General features: G+C 59.6%; 14 protein-coding genes. 9 read left to right on the plus strand and 5 right to left on the minus strand.

The features are described 5' to 3' along the window. The first annotated feature begins 64 nt into the window (after nt 1-64). The 6 genes from AC5S3R_RS13330 to trmD all read left to right on the plus strand — a co-directional run bounded on the left by AC5S3R_RS13330 (nt 65) and on the right by trmD (nt 6,251). The gene (locus AC5S3R_RS13330) at nt 65-2,881 is read left to right on the plus strand and encodes a M16 family metallopeptidase (RefSeq protein WP_494267540.1); all 2,817 of its coding nucleotides are present in this window, start codon (nt 65-67) and stop codon (nt 2,879-2,881) included. Nucleotides 2,882-3,197: 316 nt separating this feature from the next. Then, nucleotides 3,198-3,452 carry a 30S ribosomal protein S16 gene (rpsP, locus tag AC5S3R_RS13335; protein WP_494267541.1) on the plus strand — a complete coding sequence of 85 codons (255 nt, stop codon included), beginning with the start codon at nt 3,198-3,200 and terminating at the stop codon, nt 3,450-3,452. Nucleotides 3,453-3,585: 133 nt separating this feature from the next. Next, nucleotides 3,586-3,855, plus strand: coding sequence for a KH domain-containing protein (locus AC5S3R_RS13340; RefSeq protein ID WP_494267542.1), 270 nt, complete (start codon nt 3,586-3,588; stop codon nt 3,853-3,855). Nucleotides 3,856-3,990: 135 nt separating this feature from the next. Beyond that, complete coding sequence (rimM, locus tag AC5S3R_RS13345; RefSeq protein WP_494267543.1) at nt 3,991-4,560, plus strand: ribosome maturation factor RimM; 570 nt, start codon at nt 3,991-3,993, stop codon at nt 4,558-4,560. Nucleotides 4,561-4,606: 46 nt separating this feature from the next. Then, nucleotides 4,607-5,374 (plus strand): TIGR03435 family protein, encoded by a 768-nt coding sequence (locus tag AC5S3R_RS13350; protein ID WP_494267545.1) that lies wholly within the window; start codon nt 4,607-4,609, stop codon nt 5,372-5,374. Nucleotides 5,375-5,435: 61 nt separating this feature from the next. Next, complete coding sequence (trmD, locus tag AC5S3R_RS13355) at nt 5,436-6,251, plus strand: tRNA (guanosine(37)-N1)-methyltransferase TrmD (protein ID WP_494267546.1); 816 nt, start codon at nt 5,436-5,438, stop codon at nt 6,249-6,251. A 53-nt stretch (nt 6,252-6,304) separates the two neighbouring features. On the opposite strand, the gene AC5S3R_RS13360 is transcribed toward trmD, so the two are convergent. The 4 genes from AC5S3R_RS13360 to AC5S3R_RS13375 form a co-directional block, all read right to left on the minus strand. Then, entirely contained in the window at nt 6,305-8,278 is a 1,974-nt protein-coding gene (locus AC5S3R_RS13360; RefSeq protein ID WP_494267547.1) for a peptidylprolyl isomerase, read from the minus strand. A 216-nt stretch (nt 8,279-8,494) separates the two neighbouring features. Then, entirely contained in the window at nt 8,495-9,943 is a 1,449-nt protein-coding gene (locus AC5S3R_RS13365; RefSeq protein ID WP_494267548.1) for a BON domain-containing protein, read from the minus strand. Nucleotides 9,944-10,182: 239 nt separating this feature from the next. Then, entirely contained in the window at nt 10,183-12,072 is a 1,890-nt protein-coding gene (locus AC5S3R_RS13370) for a sensor histidine kinase (RefSeq protein ID WP_494267549.1), read from the minus strand. A gap of 68 nt (nt 12,073-12,140) precedes the next feature. Next, nucleotides 12,141-13,184, minus strand: coding sequence for a YpdA family putative bacillithiol disulfide reductase (locus AC5S3R_RS13375; RefSeq protein WP_494267550.1), 1,044 nt, complete (start codon nt 13,182-13,184; stop codon nt 12,141-12,143). A gap of 87 nt (nt 13,185-13,271) precedes the next feature. Between AC5S3R_RS13375 and AC5S3R_RS13380 the strand changes: the two genes are divergently transcribed. Continuing rightward, nucleotides 13,272-13,544, plus strand: coding sequence for a type II toxin-antitoxin system VapB family antitoxin (locus tag AC5S3R_RS13380; RefSeq protein ID WP_494267551.1), 273 nt, complete (start codon nt 13,272-13,274; stop codon nt 13,542-13,544). After that, nucleotides 13,541-13,933, plus strand: a complete 393-nt coding sequence (locus AC5S3R_RS13385; protein WP_494267553.1) for a type II toxin-antitoxin system VapC family toxin — start codon at nt 13,541-13,543, stop codon at nt 13,931-13,933. The genes AC5S3R_RS13380 and AC5S3R_RS13385 overlap by 4 nt, the downstream gene beginning before the upstream one ends. A 17-nt stretch (nt 13,934-13,950) precedes the next feature. On the opposite strand, the gene AC5S3R_RS13390 is transcribed toward AC5S3R_RS13385, so the two are convergent. Beyond that, nucleotides 13,951-14,361, minus strand: coding sequence for a lysozyme inhibitor LprI family protein (locus AC5S3R_RS13390; RefSeq protein WP_494267554.1), 411 nt, complete (start codon nt 14,359-14,361; stop codon nt 13,951-13,953). Between the two features lie 120 nt (nt 14,362-14,481). On the opposite strand from AC5S3R_RS13390, the gene AC5S3R_RS13395 reads away from it, so the two are divergent. Then, the gene (locus tag AC5S3R_RS13395; protein WP_494267555.1) at nt 14,482-15,996 is read left to right on the plus strand and encodes a fumarate hydratase; all 1,515 of its coding nucleotides are present in this window, start codon (nt 14,482-14,484) and stop codon (nt 15,994-15,996) included. The last annotated feature ends 44 nt before the right edge of the window (nt 15,997-16,040 follow it).

Raw genomic sequence — 16,040 nt, forward strand, 5'->3', positions numbered from 1 at the left:
GCGGCAAGCAGCCCCTTTGGTATCATTCCTTCCAGTTTCGTTGTAGTTCTTCAAGGAGTTTCCAGTGAAAATCACTTTGCGCAAGATGCTCTCCTCCCTGCTTGCCTCGGTTCTGTTCTCTTCGGCCCCATTTGCCGTAGCGCAGTCCGCCCACAAGCTCCCCGAAATCAAGTACCAGGAATTCCGGCTCTCCAACGGCCTGCAGGTTCTCACGCATGAGGACCACCGCCTTCCCCTCGTAGCCGTTGACCTCTGGTATCACGTGGGCCCGCTCAACGAGAAGCCCGGCCGCACCGGCTTTGCGCACCTCTTTGAACACATGATGTTTGAAGGCTCCGAGCACGTCGGCGAAAAGGCGCACATCAAGTACGTGCAGTCCGCCGGCGCAACAGACGTGAACGGCACCACCGACTTCGACCGCACCAACTATTTCGAAACCCTGCCCAGTAACCAGCTCGAACTCGGCATGTGGCTCGAAAGCGACCGCATGGGCTTCCTGATGGAAGGCCTCGACCGCGAAAAGCTCACCAATCAGCGTGACGTAGTGCGCAACGAGCGCCGTCAGGGCGAAGGCCGCCCCTATGACGTAGCCGATGAAGAAGTCTTTCATCTGCTCTTCCCAAAGGGCCACCCCTACTACGGCTCGGTTATCGGCAGCCATCAGGACATTGAATCCGCACGCATCGCCGATGTGCGCGACTTCCACCAGCAGTTCTACACGCCGAACAACGCCACCATCGCTATCGCGGGCGACTTCAACCCCGCGCAGTTGAAATCGCTGCTTGAAAAATACTTTGGCCCCATTCCGCAGGGCCCGCCCGTGGAGCCGGTCAAGGTAGCCACGCCGCCCATCACTTCCCAGAAGCGCGAAACCATCACGGACACCGTGCAGCTCTCGCGCCTCTCCGTGGCATGGCTCACGCCCAAGTCCTTTGCGCCGGAATCCTACAGCGTTGACACCGCGGCCCGCGCCCTTGGCGAAGGCAAAGCCAGCCGTCTTGCTGAAGCCCTCGTCATCAAGTCGCAAATTGCGCAAAGCGCAACCTGCGGCAACCAGACGCTCCAGCTCACCGGCATCTTCTCCTGCGACATCACCGCCAAGCCCGGTGTAAAGCTGGAAGACCTGGAAGCCGCCTTCTGGGCCGAAGTAGAAAAGCTTCAGAAGGAAGGCCCCACAGCCGAAGAAGTCGAAGCTTCCAAGGCGCTCGAACTCACTGGCAAAATCACCGGCCTGCAACGCCTCGGCGGTTTTGGCGGCGTGGCCGACATGCTCAACCTCTACAACCAGTACACCGGCAACCCCGGCTTCCTCTCCAAGGATGTTGAGCTGACCGAAGCCGTCACCGCAGCCAGCGTCAAAGCCGCGGCCAACAAGTACCTCACCAAGGACTCGGCAGTTGTGGTCTACTGCGTCCCCGGCAAAAAGGTTCTCGACGACGTGCCGCGCAGCCCCGCCGACACCGACGCCAACGTCAAAATCACCAACCCCTACACGCCGGAGTTTGAGACCGCGCAGAACTGGCGCAAGACCAAGCCCGAGCCCGGCCCCGCGCCCACCTTCCACCTGCCCGTTCCCACCGAGTTCACCCTCGAAAACGGCCTCAAGGTTCTGCTCGTAGAAGACCACTCCCTGCCCGTGCTGAGCGTTTCGCTCGTCTCCCGCGCCGGCAGCGAAAACAACCCCGCAGGCAAGAGCGGCCTCGCCACGCTGGTCAGCGAAGTCATGGGCGATGGCACCACCACCCGCGACCTGCCCAAGCTGGCGCATGACGCCGAACGCATCGGCACCCGCATCGGCACCGCCAGCAGCCTGGAATCCGGTTCGCTCTCCGAGACACTGCTCACCACGCACGCCGCCGAGGGACTCGACCTGCTCTCCGACGTAGCCGAGCACCCCGCCTTCCGTCCGGAAGACGTGGACCGCCGCAAAAAGCAGCGCCTCGTCCGCATTGGACAGGAGACCGACAACGTAGCCAGCATGGCCATGCGCGTCGGCCCCAAGCTGCTCTTCGGCGACAGCCCCTACGGTGAGCCCGGCAACGGCACCGTGGACAGCGTCAACTCCATCACCGGCGACGACGTCTCCAGCTTCTACAAGAGCCACTACGGCCCCGCGAACTCCGCGCTCATCCTCTCCGGCGACGTTACCCGCGCCGAAGCGGAAAAGCTCGCCCGCCAATATTTCGGCAAGTGGTCCAACACCACCGCGCCGCTGGCCACCATCCCCGCGCCCCAGGCTCCGCAGGCCACGCACGTGGTCATCGTAGACAAGCCCGGCGCGCCGCAAACCGCACTGCTCGCCTACGGCCTCGGTGTACCGCAGAACACACCGGACCTAGACACCATCCGCGTTCTGAACTACACGCTCGGCGGAGCCTTCGCCAGCCGCATCAACATGAACCTCCGCGAAGTCCACGGATACACCTACGGCGCCAACTCCAACTTCGGCTTCTACCGCGAAGGCGGAGTCTTCCAGGCCGGCGGACTCGTCCGCACCAACGTCACGGCAGACGCGGCCAAGGAAATGATGAGCGAAATCCGCAACTTCCCCACCAAACCCTCCACACCGGAAGAACTGGCCGCAGCCAAGGAAGCGCTCGTCCGTTCCCTGCCCGGCAGCTTTGAGACCACCGGAGCCGTTACCGGCGCTCTCAGCAGCATCTTCCTCTACAACCGCCCGCTGGACTACTACGCCAAGCTGCCTTCCAAGTACGAGGCAATCACCGGCGCAGACATAGCCCAGGCGGCGCAAAAGTACCTCCACCCCGACCAGCTCATCATCGTCACCGCCGGCGACCGCTCCAAGATCGAGCAGTCCCTCAAGGACGCGAATCTCGGCCCCGTTGAGGTCCGCGACATTACCGGCAAGCTGGCGCAGTAAAAGCAGGGACGTAGGGACTAGGAACATAGGGACTAGAGCCTGCGTTCAACATGAGCCAAAATGCAAACAAAGGGGCGCTAATCGCGCCCCTTTGTTTTTCCTAGTCCCTAGTCTCTATGTCCCTAAGTCCCTTGCCTTTTCCCCTCAAAATCGGCGATACTTAGTTGTTGTGTCTTGCGCTCGCCTGGCTTCACGTGTCCGGCTCGCAGCCGGCAGGCTTGAGTGTTGCAGCCTCCCGCGCCTCCGCAATCCTTTAAGATTTGCGGTTAAGTTCAAGACAAATAAGGATTTCTGAAAGGAAGTATTCGCCGTGGTAATGATTCGTCTGGCCCGTTTTGGCGCCAAAAAGCAGCCCTACTATCGTATTGTCGTCATCGAGAAGGACCGCGCCCGCAATGGCCGCTCAATCGAAATCGTCGGCACCTACAATCCCCGCACCAACCCCGCCTCGGTGGACCTGAAGCACGAGCGCATCGCCTACTGGCGCGGCGTCGGTGCCCAGTTCTCTGCGACCGTGGCCAAGCTGGTCGAGAAGTTCCCGGCCAAGGCCGCGGAAACGGCTGCCGCCTAAGCACTTTTTGTCTCTGCTCTCGCAGCTGCGGACCCAATTGCAGTTGCTGACGGCGACCGGCCTGTGCTGATAGTATGCGCGCACAGGCCAACACAAACAATTGTTGGATTGCAAGACGGTCAGGGGCACGAACATGACCCAACATGAGATGGTCGCAGTAGAAGAACTGGTCCGCGAAATCGCCAAGGCGCTCGTCGATGAGCCCGATGCGGTCGAGGTTCAGTCCGTGGCGCGGGACGAAAACACCGTCCTCAAGCTGAAGGTCGCCCCCGGCGACGTAGGCAAGGTGATTGGCAAGCAGGGGCGCACCGCGCGTTCCGTGCGCACCATTCTGAGCGCCGTCAGTATGAAGCTGCACCACCGCTACACGCTCGACATCCTCGAAGAAGACGAAGAGGACTAGCAGTCCAGGCAACTGTGCGCTTCGCGCCATTCGTGCGATGGGCGGTTCTGTGCTTACCTCAAAACTTCTGGTGTCCCATCCTTGGCGTGTCTTTGTTTCCGTGCCAAGGGTGGGAGCCGATACTCTAAGACCAGCATGAGCGCTCCCCAAACACCAACCTCATGGGTCTGGCTAGCCAGAATCCGTCGTCCCCAGGGCCGCAAAGGCGAAGTCATCGCCGAAATCCTCACCGACTTCCCTGAAAAGTTTGCCGAGCGCAAGCACCTCTGGCTCCTCAAAGAAAACTCTGACGCAACACCCCGCCCAGCAGAACTGGAAAACCACTGGCTCCATAAAGCCGGCGGCCAGGCGGGAATCGTCCTCCACTTCGCCGGAATCACCAGCATCTCCGAAGCCGAAGCCCTGGCGGGCCTCATAGTAGCCATCCCCCTCGAAGAACGCGCCCAGCTAGCCGAAGACGAAGTCCACATCGCAGACCTCATCGGCTGCGAACTCATCGACATCTCCGGCCCCGCGCCTGTCACCATCGGCAAAATCGAAAATGTAGACCGCACCGCCGGCCCCGACGCCGCCCCGCTGCTCATCGTGAAAGGCGCAAAGGGAGAACTCCTCATCCCCTTCGCCAAAAGCTACCTGCGCAAGCTGGACATACCCAACCAGCAAGTAGAGATGGCCCTCCCCGAAGGTCTGCTCGATCTAAATTGAAGACCTGAATTGAACCTCTATCCGCCGCAGGGCTATGATGTACCGCATGCGCTCGCCGTCTCTGCTTGCAGCTCTCGCTTTGTTGAGCATCGCTACAATCGCGAGCCCACAATCCAAGCCGCCATCTTTTGAAGTTGTCTCGGCCCGGCCCAGCCAACACGAAGCCGGACCCGACGGCAACAACCAGGTAACGTATTCGCCTGACGGATTCACGGGCCAGAACGTCACGCTGAAACGACTTGTTGCCGAGGCGTGGCGTTGCCAGCTTAGCCAGGTCATCGGCCCACCTTGGCTCGAACACAACGAATACGACATTTCCGCGCGTCTGCCGGAAGGCGTAAGCAGCGCGCAAATGCCTCTCATGCTCCGCAGCCTCTTATCCGATCGCTTTAACCTGAAGGAGCATGAAGAAACCCGCCAGATGCGCGTGTACGTGCTAACCGTCGCACCCGGTGGCCTCCGCATCCATCCTGTCCAACCCGGCGATTCAGCGGCAGCGCAAGGAGAAGGCTTTCACTTCCGCGGCAACATGCGCCAGCTTGCTGACATCATGGCCATCCAGTTCACAATTCCCGCGCCCGCCAGCCCTTCTCAACCAGTAATAGGCCGTGGTCCTCTGGTTCCTGTTCTCAACAAGACGGAACTGCCAGGCATCTATGACTTCAACATCGACCTCAAGCCCGAGGTGGGCGTAGACGGACTGACCGCATGGAAGCGAACGCTCGACCAGCTAGGTCTGAAAATCGACAGCCAAAAGACTGATGTTCCAGTCGTAGTCGTTGACGATGCCGCAAAGATCCCCACCGCGAATTGAAATCAAGTTGCTCGTGGATGGCATGTGCGCCCATAGGCCCACAGCCCCTATCATCAAGTAGATGGCTCTCAGCTTCGACATTCTCACCATCTTCCCCGCTCTCTTCACCGGCTTCTTCGAGCACGGTATCATCCGCCGCGCGCAAACCACCGGCCTCGTCTCGGTCAACACGCATGACCTCCGCGGCTTCACCCACGACCGCCACCGCACCGTAGACGACCGCCCCTTCGGCGGCGGCGAAGGCATGGTCCTCAAGCCCGAGCCGTTAGCGGAAGCCTTCGCCAGCCTCGGCATCGCACCAAAATCGGAACGAGAGCCCAACGATGGAACCCGCGTCGTGCTCCTCTCCGCACAAGGCACACCCTTCTCACAGCCCATCGCCCGCGAACTCTCTCAACTCGACCGCATCGTCTTCGTCTGCGGCCGCTATGAAGGCATCGACGAGCGCATCAACGAGCTTTACTGCGATCAAGAGCTTTCCATCGGCGACTACATCCTGAGCGGCGGCGAGCTGGCCGCAGCCGTAGTCCTCGACGCAACCATGCGCCTCATCCCCGGAGTCCTCGGCAACGAGGCCAGCGGTGAATTCGAGAGCTTCGGCCAGCCCGACACCGACATCACCACGGATGTAGAAGGCGTTCCCCGCTCCCAGCACGGCTCCGGCGGCCTGCTTGACTACCCCCACTACACCCGCCCCGCCGAATTCGCCGGCCTCAAAGTCCCACAAGTCCTCCTCGACGGCGACCATCAGGCCATCCGCAAATGGCGCCGCGAGCAGCAACTCCGCAAAACCCTGGCCAACCGCCCCGACCTGTTGGAAAACGCTTCCCTCACCAAGGCAGACCAACAACTAATCACCAAACTCAAGTCGGAATAAAACAAAAAGGCCGGAGCAAAGCTCCGGCCTTTCCATTTCTTGTAATCAGCGAATTACTCGCCTGCGTCCTGTACCTGCGCCGCCTTGGCATTGATGCGGATCTTCCCTTGCTTCTTGTAATCCGACGCAATGCTGGAAGCGAAGAGTTGAAACGCCTCATCGCGCTTCTCCCCGAGCATCGCATCCTTCGTCTGGTCAAAATTCTTCTGAATCTCGTCCGCAGTTGGTTCCTGCTTGTCGAGAATCTTCGCAACCACGCCAGTGCGGCCAGCATTGATAGGTCCACTCACGCCGCCCACAGCCAGATCAAACAACTGCGGAGCCACCTGGCCAACCGCGCCGAAGTCTGGCACCTGGCCCGTTGCGCCAACCAGGTCGCTGGTCTTCACCGTAGCGCCCACAGCCTTCGCAGCGCCCGCCAAATCACCCGACTTCGCCTTGGCAGCCAGATCATTCACCTTCGACTGCATCAACGACGGCAGGTTCTCGTCGCGGAAGTCGTCGAGAACGTGGCTCTTCCAATCTGCAAACGTAGGCGCATGTGCCGCCTGCACGCCTGTCACCTGGAAGATCGCATAGCCTTCGCCTGTCGGAGCAAAATCCGGAGCGCCGCCCTGCTTTGCCTGGAAAGCCTTCGCCAACACCTGCGTGCCATCCGGCAGAGCCGCAATCGTGCCCTGCTGTCCCGTCGGCGGAGTCGTCGTCAGCTCAAGGCTATGCGCCTTCGCCGTCGCGGCCAGACCATTCTTGGCGGCCTCGGCAGCAAGCGACTTCGCATAGCTGTCTTCCGCCTGCGCAACCTTCTGGCGGCTCAATACGCCCTGGATCTGCGGCTGCACCTCGCTCAACGACTGCGAGTGTGCCGTCTGCCGCTCTTCCACCTGGATAACGTGATAACCAAACTGCGACTTCACAATATCAATCTCGTTGATCGGCTGCGAGAAGATGGCCTTGTCGAACTCCGGCACCATGCGGCCACGCTGCGCAAAGCCCAGCTCACCGCCCGAATCCTTCGAGCCCGGATCGTCCGAGTACTTCTTCGCCAGCTCATCCCACTTACCGCCGGCCTTCAACTGCTTCAGCACGTCCTCAGCCTTGGCCTTCGCCGCCCCATCGGTCTTCGCATCCGCGCCCTGCGCCACCTGGATCAGGATGTGACGCGACTTCGCCTGCTCCGGCACCGAGTACTCGCTCTGGTGCGCGTTGTAGTAAGCCTGAATCTCCTGCTGGCTGGCCTGCGGAACTCCGCCCGGCAACTGGTCCGCCGTAAACGCAAAGTAGCTGATCGTCCGCTGCTCCGGCACGGCATTCTTGTAGCGGTCCGCGTTCTTTGTAAAGAAGGCCTGCAAATCGGCATCGGAAGGATTGATGCTCTTGCGAACGTCATCCGACGACAGCACCGCGTAATCAAACTTGATCTTGATGTTCTGCTTGCGATACGCGTCGCGAACCTCGGCGTCAGAAACCGAAACACCCGCCGTAATGTACGACTGTAACCGCTGCAGAACAATCTGCTTCTTGATGCCGTCCTCAAAGTCCGCCACGCTCATGCCCAGGCGGTTGTTCACCAGCGACTCGTACTGCTGCTGACCAATAAACTTGCCGCCGGGGAAAAGCACTTCGGCATTCGGCCCCGACTGCAGGAACTTCGCCACGTCGGCATCGCCTGCAGTGATGCCCAGCTTCTTCGCCTCGGCCAGCAGAATCTCCTGCTGCACCAGCGACTGCCCGACCTGCTGCGTCATAAAGTTCAGCATCATCGGGTTGCCGGCATACTGCGGATACCGCTGCGCCAACTGCTGCCGCGCCACGGCCTGCACGCGCTGCACGGAAATCTCATCGCCCGAGCGGAAGAGCTTGTTGTACCAGTGTGGGTAAACTTCGGCAAACGTGCCGCCGCTCGCAACTCCGGTATTGGAAAGACCCGGAATCAGGTAAATCACCATCGCCACGGCAAGCACGCCAATGATGACAACAAAAATGGCCTTGATAAGGCGGCTGTCAGACTGTTGCAGGAAACGAATCATGGATGAGTATTCGACTCTTCTTTCTACTGCTATGTACCTAAAATTATAAAAGACAGGGGTACAGGGTGCGGGGTACAGGGGACAGAAAAAGCTTCTATTACCAATTCCGCTTTCATACCCCTTCCTGAACATCTCACCATGCCAAAAACAAAACGGGCACCTCTGAGAGATGCCCGTTTCTTTCATACCCTGTACCCTACACCCGGTACCCTGGCTTTATCTCCAGTAATACCCGCCGCCGACCATGTAATACGGCCGATAGTAAACCGGCGGATAGCCATAAGGCGCCGGATAGGCATAGTAGCCCGGTCCCGGTCCGTATCCCGGACCATAGCCCGCCGGGCGGCGATAGAGGTTCGGCCCGCCCGGATAAAGCCCCTGCGCCAACCGCGCCGCCTCATCCTTGCTCACCGGGTCCACTGTCAGCGGCTGCTGAACATGGAAGACCACCAGTGCCTCCGCCGGAATCCATGCCCGCGGATTCGGTGTCGCCGCCGAGGCTCCTAATCCCACCGCGCCGCCGGCTCCTGCGCCAATCGCCGCACCTGCTCCGCCGCCAGCCACGCCACCAATCAGCGCGCCTACCAGTGCCGTGCCAATCGTATTACCCACCGTGCGTCCAGTCTTGCTTGGTCCCTTCACGCGGAAGATATCCGAAGCAATCGGATACTGCCGTCCGTTCAGGTCCAGCGCAACCAGCTTGAGCCCAAAGCTCTGCGAGCCGGTCAGACGGTCCTGCTGCTGCTCCACATCCGTAATCACGCCATGAACCGTCGCACCACGCGGAATAGCAAGGTAGCCGTTCACCGCCACATCGCGAATCACCGTGAAATCAAGCGCCGTTCCCGGCACAGCCCGCTTCGAATCAATGTTGTCCGTCGTGCGAACCTGCAACACCGTTCCCGGAGCCACCGTAATCGGGCCGCTCGGAATCGCAAAGCTCGGCGCAGGCTGGTAATTCGGCTGCTGGCCGCCATAAGGCTCCTGGCCATAGCCGCCCTGCCCATAGCCCTGCTGTGGCGGAGGCGGATAGCCCGGCCCATCGCCATTCGGCGTGTACTGCGGCCTGCTTCCCTGGGCCGGATATGCCGGAGGTTCCGCGCTACCCTGCTGCGGATAATTCTGCTGCGGATAACCCTGCGGCGCTGCCTGTTGCGGAGGCGCAGGCTGCGCATAGCCCTGCTGAGGCTGCGGCTGTGTCTGCCCGTAGTTGTCATCCGGAGGAGCAGCCTGCCCCGAATACTGCGGCGGAGCCTGGTTCTGTGCCTGCTGCTGGTCGCCAGCCGGCTGGTCGTCGCCCGGAGCAGGCAGGTTATCCTGGCTGGCCGCAGCCGCCGGGTCGCCCACCTTCAGGCTGTTCGTCACGCCGGAAACGCCCTGCACCTTGGCCACAATCGACTGCGCCAGGTCCTTGTTCGCCTGCGAAGCCACCGTGCCGGAAAGGGTTACCTTCCCCTGGATCGTAGCAGCCGTAATCAAATCATTCTTAAGGGCCTGCGAGTCATCCAGCGCCTGCACCACGTCCATCTCAATCTGGCCGTCCGAGCGCGGAGCCGTAGAAGAGGCCTGCGCCGTTAGAGGAGCGGGGGTAAAAGCCATGCAAGAAAGAACCAGCGCCGCCCCTAATGCCACAGGCTGCAAATATTGAAGCTTTACAGATTTCATGATGTTTCCATCTCCTCCCAGCGAAGGGGTTCAACGTACGCCACCCCATTGAGTTAGATGAGATTAGCGCACGAATCGTCACTGAGGTAGACACGAAAGCAAAGGAAAAGTTGTGGAGAAACAGGGATCAAGGGAACGAGGGAACAATAAAAAACATTGGCCCTCCCGAGTCATCCTCGAGAAGGCCGTTTCTTTTCCCAAATAGCACACACCCAATTTCCGCCACCCCGCCTCGTTCCCTACTCCCTATTCCCCACGCCCTGCTTCATCAACTGCGCCTGCGCCGCCAGCGTCTCGTCATCCGGCAAAAATATCTGGAAGACAGTCCCCGACGAACACCCCGCCGCGGTATCCGCATGCACCGACCGGCTCCGTACCCGCACCATCCCGCGATGCTTCGCAATAATCTCGTGGCTTACCCAAAGCCCCAGCCCGGTCCCCGTAGCTTCCTTCGTAGTAAAAAACGCCTCAAAGATGCGCTCCCGCACCTCCGGGTCCATGCCCGCTCCGGTATCGGCCACCGTGAACCGCACCCCGTGAGTCCCCAGATTCCGCCAGTCTCTCGAAGGCCGCGCCCGCACAATAATTCGCCCACCGGGCAGCGAAGCATCAATCGCATTCCCCAGCAGGTTCGCAAACACCTGCCGAATCTCCCCCGAGTAGCAAAACAGCGTCAGTTGCGGATTAAACTCCCGCTGCACCGTCACGCCCTGGTTGTTGATGCGGCTCTTATAAAGGTCCAGCACCGAATCAATCAGCTCCGCCATCGAGGCCCGCGTCGGCAGCGTCGATTGCCGGTAGAACCGCAGTGTCTGCTGCGCAATCTCCGCCACGCGCCTCACCTCGTGCTCCGCCATCGTCACGTACTCATGCGCCGTCGGGTCCAACGAAGTAAAGTTTTTCAGCAAATAAAGAATGTTCGTCAGCGCTTCCAGCGGGTTGTTGATTTCATGTGCAATCGACGCCGCCAGCCGGCCCGTCGCCGCCAGCTTCTCCGTCTTACGCAGCGTTTCTTCGGCTCGCACGCGCTCGCTCACATCGCGAACAATCATGCCCGCCCAGCGAACCTTCGACGGCCCGGTAATCACCGGATACACACTCACCACCCACGTCCATCCGCGGTTAATTCCCTGCCCTTCGCCAGATAGCTCAATCTCCGTTACCGGCGTCTCCTGCGCAAACACCTGCTCAAAGGCTTCTTCCAACCGCGCAGCACTCTCCGGAGGCATAATCGCCGACACCGTCCTCCCCAGATGCCGGCTCAGCGGAAACCGCGTCAGCGAAGCAAACGGCTGGTTCACGCGCACAATGCGCAAATTGCGGTCCACAAACGCCAAACCAATCGGCGCATATGCCAGCATCGAGTCCAGCAGCGAAAGCGTGTCATTCAGCCCCGCTCTCTGCTCCGCAATCGAAGCCACCATGCGATTGAACGCATCAATCAGGTCGCCAAACTCGTTCTTCGTCACCACCGGCAGCGGAAACTCGCCCGCACCCTCCGGAGTACTCATCAGCGCTCTCGTGCCGTTATGCAGCAGCGTCAGTGGCCGCGAAATAAACCGCGAAACAAACCAAGCCAGCAGCGTGGAAACCACAATCCATATGCCGCCAAAAATCAGGCTCGCCCGCAAAACCGAGTTCACCTGCTTCGTCTCGCTGCCGTAGTCACTCTCCACCCACGCAAAGCCGCGCAGCGTATTGTCCAGGTAAATGGTGTGCACACCCTCGCAGCGGTTGCCGTCAAAGTGAAACGGCTTCCCCGCATCGCCGTGCAACTGCGTCATCTGCGCCCGCTCTTCCGGATCCAGAATCTGCTCCGCCGCGTTGCCGCTGCTGTTGAAAATAACCTTGCCCGTTGCGTCGGTAATCTTGGCGCGCGCCACGCTTGGCGAGTCCGCCATCACCTTCACGGCCAGCCCCACCCAGTCCAGCCGCTCCTGCACAATGCCCTGCGCCGCCTGCACGGCCAATTGCGCGGACTGGTCCTGAACGCGCTGCGTCGTGCGCCGTATCGACTCATTCTCCGCATCGCGAACCAGCAGAAGCGTAAACAAGGCAATCGACAGCACCTCGATAATCACGAGGCTGAACAGCATCTGCCATCGAATGGTCCGCGGCCACCAGTGCATGTAAAAAATCACCCTCGAACGACGCGAATTTTTCCAAGTGTAGCGGATATGCGATAAAAACGGACCAGCTACTTATTAACCAGTGCCTGCGCAATCTGCTTCCCGTGGAAGCGCCCGTTTTCTATAAAAATCTCATTGGTGCGGGAACCCGCAACAATGACCCCTGCTAAATAGATGCCGGAAACGTTGCTTTCGAGGGTATCGGAATCACAAACCGGCAACTTATCTGTTCCCTCAAAGCGCACGCCCATGCCCTCCAGAAACTCAAAATCCGGCCTGTAACCCGTCATCGCAAAGACAAAATCATTCTTCAGCACCACCGGCCCCTCCGGCGTCTCCAGCACCGCCGTATCCGGAGTAACCTCCACCACGCTGGAGCTCATATACCCCTTGATCTCGCCATTCTTGATGCGGTTTTCAATATCCGGCTTAATCCAGTACTTCACATGCCGGTGAATCTCCGCCTCGCGATGCACCAGCGTCACCCGCGCCCCATGCCGCCAAAGCTCCAACGCCGCAATCGCCGCCGAGTTCTTCCCGCCAATTACCAGCACGTCCGTCCCAAAGTAAGGGTGCGGATCGTCGTAATAGTGCAGAACCTTGCTAAGCTCCTCGCCCGGAATCTTCATGTAATTCGGCAGGTCGTAGTAGCCCGTCGCAATCACCAGCTTCCGCGTATGCAGGGTATTCTTGCGCCCAAAGCGGTCCACAATCGCCACGGAAAAATCCCCATCCGCGCCCGTCACCTGCTCCACGCGCTGATACTGCCTTACGTCCAGCTTGTAATGCGCCGCCACCTGCCGGTAATACTCCAGCGCCTCATTCCGCGTAGGCTTCGCATTCGGACTGGGAAACGGAATATCCCCAATCTCCAGCAGCTCCGAAGTCGTAAAAAACGTCATGTGCGACGGGTAATGAAACAGCGAGTTGCAAACGCACCCCTTATCCACCAGCACCACGCGCAGCCCCACCCGCTGGGCCTCAATCGCGCACGAGAGCCCCGTAGGCCCCGCCCCAATCACCAGCACATCAAACAAAATCTCAGCATCCGGGTGCTCAGGAGTAGTCCCCGGCACAACCTCAGGCACAGAATCAGGCGGAAATTGCGTCATACCTCCCAGCTTAGTGGATTCCAACAACTTACGCGAAATCCCGCAAAAAGGTAGAATGGTAGAAAATGATGGTAGAAAGGTAGAATCATGAGCCTGAACATCAAAGATCCCGAAGTTCATGAGATGGCTCGCCAAGTTGCAGCTAATCACGGCATTAGCATGACTGGAGCCGTGCGGGAAGCACTTCGCGAAAAACTCGATAAAGATCGCGCTGAGAAGAACGTCCCAACCCATGAAGAAACGCGCAAATACAACCTCCTGATGGAGTTTGCCGACGAATGCGCACGGCTGGTCCCTGACCCAATACATTCCTGGGAAATCGACGAATATCTCTATGATGAGGATGGCCTGCCCAAATGATTGTGGACTCCTCCGCCCTGATTGCGGTGTTTTTCAAGGAGATAGGTTACGAGACCTTCGCACGGGTTATTGCCACAACGAAAAACCTGCGAATCTCCGCGGCGACATTCCTTGAAACTTCGATTCTCATAGATAAATATCGCAAGCCGGAACTTAGCATGCGGTTGGGGAGCTTGATCGAGGAAGTCGGCATCACAGTTGAGCCAGTCACCTTCGAACAAGCCAAAATTGCCCGCCAGGTCTACCGCGACTACGGCAAGGGCAGCGGTCATGCCGCAAACCTTAACTACGGCGACTGCTTCTGTTATGCCTTAGCCCGCGTCAAGCGTGAGCCACTTCTCTACAAGGGCAAAGATTTCAACCACACCGACCTGCAATCCGTCGTGTAGGACATTGTTGCCTCAAATCACTTCCCCCACTTCTCCAATCGCCAGCCATACATAACTTTCAGTTCTTCCGTCCGATGGCACGTGACGGCTTCCAGACACGCGAGTTTCACAACAGGCGCAGCGGTGCCTCCGTCGTACAACTCATACTCAGCATTACAATTCGCATCGCGGAACTGCACCCATAGCCGCTGTGCAGCCTTCAGCTTTGCAAGATCGTCGCCTTCAACAACAGTCTGAACCCGCCGATAAAGCAGGTTAAGCTCTGCATCTGATTTTTCAAGCGCACCGGAAAAGCAGTTGTACAAATTCGGCGTAGTTGTAGAAGTGTCACATGGATTGTCTTTCGCATTCATGTGCTGCGCACGAACAGACTCCGTTCCCATCATGATTGTGGCCACGACAAAAACTAGCCCTGCAACTCCACTCAATTTCATTTCCGCCCCTCGTCCTTTCTATACCACCCCGTTCCGCACTGTGACGCCCAACATTGCCATCCAACCTGCGTCGTCCATTAGGCTAATAGCGTCCAATCCTCAGGAGCCAGCGGAATGACCGTCATCAAGCAGGAAGATTTCATCGCGACCGTAGCCGGCGCATTGCAATACATCAGCTACTACCACCCGGTCGATTACATCACCAGCCTCGCCAAAGCCTACGAGCGTGAGCAATCTCCCGCCGCCAAGGACGCCATGGCGCAAATCCTTATCAACAGCCGCATGTGCTTTGAAGGCCACCGCCCCATCTGCCAGGACACCGGCATCGTCAACGCCTTCATCAAGCTCGGCATGGACGTCCGCTTCGAACCCTCCGACAAGAGCCTGCAGGACATGGTGGACGAAGGTGTCCGCAAAGCCTACCTCGACCCCGACAACACTCTCCGCGCCTCGCTCCTGGCCGACCCAGCCGGAGCCCGCAAAAACACCAAGGACAACACACCCAGCGTAGTCAACGTCGAACTGGTCCCCGGCAACACCGTAGAAATCACCGTAGCCGCCAAGGGTGGAGGCTCCGAAGCCAAATCCAAATTCGCCATGCTCAACCCCTCCGACTCCATCGTCGAATGGGTTCTCAAAACCGTCCCCACCATGGGCGCCGGCTGGTGCCCGCCCGGAATGCTCGGCATCGGCATCGGCGGCACGGCAGAAAAAGCCATGCTCCTCGCCAAGCAGTCCCTTATGGACCCCATCGACATCCAGGACCTCATCGCCCGCGGCCCCGTCACCACCGCTGAAAAACTCCGCGTCGAGCTCTACGACAAAGTCAACCGCCTCGGCATCGGCGCACAAGGCCTCGGCGGCCTCACCACCGTCCTCGACGTAAAAATCCTCGACACCCCGGCCCACGCCGCCAACCTGCCCGTCGCCATGATTCCCAACTGCGCCGCCACCCGCCACGCCCACGTCGTCCTCAAAGGCGAAGGCCCCGTCTACCTCGACCCACCGTCGCTCGAAGACTGGCCCAAGCTCACCTACGACGTCAGCAAAGCCAAACGCGTCAACCTCGACACCGTCACCCGCGAAGAAGCGGCCACATGGAAACCCGGCGAAGTCATTCTCCTCAACGGCAAGCTCCTCACCGGCCGCGACGCCGCCCACAAGCGCATGACCGACATGCTCAACCGCGGCGAAAAGCTCCCCGTAGACTTCAAGAATCGCTTCATCTATTACGTTGGCCCCGTCGATGCCGTCCGCGACGAAGTCATCGGACCCGCCGGCCCCACCACCGCCACGCGCATGGATAAATTCACCCGCCAGATGCTCGCCGAAACCGGCCTCCTCGGCATGGTCGGCAAATCCGAGCGCGGCCCCACCGCCATCGAAGCCATCAAGGAGTTCGGCGCAGTCTACCTGATGGCCGTAGGCGGCGCAGCCTACTTAGTCTCAAAAGCCATCAAGTCCTCCAAGCGCCTGGCCTTCGACGACCTCGGCATGGAAGGCATCTACGAGTTTGAAGTCCAGGACATGCCAGTAACCGTAGCCGTCGATTCCAAAGGCACCAGCGTCCACCAGACCGGCCCCGCTGAGTGGCAACAGCGCATCGCCGGAATCCCCATCCTGCAATAAGACAGGGACATAGGGACTAGAAAAAACAAGGGCGCAACTCCAAT

The organism is Occallatibacter sp. FHG110214_02, assembly GCF_059115385.1.